Source organism: Paraprevotella clara YIT 11840 (assembly GCF_000233955.1).
Lineage (GTDB): Bacteria > Bacteroidota > Bacteroidia > Bacteroidales > Bacteroidaceae > Paraprevotella > Paraprevotella clara.
The window spans coordinates 1-619 of record NZ_JH376649.1; the positions used below are offsets into that span (position 1 = coordinate 1).

Sequence of the window (619 nt, forward strand, 5' to 3'; positions counted from 1 at the left end):
GACAATAAGCCTCCTTTCAAACCTTTAGCGCCTGTCATACCTGTTTCCTCATCAATAGTAAAAAGAGCTTCTATAGCAGGGTGCGCAATGTCTTTGCTTTGCAAGATAGCCATAATGCTCGCTACACCTATACCATTATCAGCTCCTAAGGTAGTACCATCAGCACGCACCCAATCGCCATCTACTAACATTTTGATACCCTCTGTACTAAAGTCAAATACGGTATCATTATTTTTTTGATGCACCATATCAAGGTGTGATTGTAGCACTACTGTTTTGCGGTTTTCCATACCTGCTGAAGCAGGCTTTTTAATGATAACATTACCTGTTTCGTCCTGATAAGTATCAAGACCTAAACTTTTACCAAAAGCCACCATAAAAGCGATGACTTTTTCTTCTTTCTTCGAGGGGCGTGGCACTTCGTTCAAACTCGCAAAGTTCGCCCACAATTGTTTTGGTTCTAACTCTGTTATTTTCATTACATTTGGTATTAATTATTTTTTTAAAATCTTATCCTTATTCACTATACATACAAACCGTACTAAAACCAATAACCTATATTAAACAACCATACGGCTTGCTTCACTTCAGGCGAATAAGTACATTTTAGTTCCACAGG

General features: G+C 38.1%; 2 protein-coding genes. Both read right to left on the minus strand.

Annotated elements, in window-relative coordinates; all coding sequences use genetic code 11:
• A partial coding sequence (locus HMPREF9441_RS16145) for a M20/M25/M40 family metallo-hydrolase (RefSeq protein WP_008622975.1) occupies positions 1–479 on the minus strand: 479 nt, incomplete at its 3' end.
• 62 nt (positions 480–541) lie between these two features.
• A complete protein-coding gene (locus HMPREF9441_RS19250; protein ID WP_366378402.1) occupies positions 542–616 on the minus strand; it encodes a hypothetical protein in 75 nt (24 codons plus the stop codon).
• Positions 617–619: the final 3 nt, after the last annotated feature.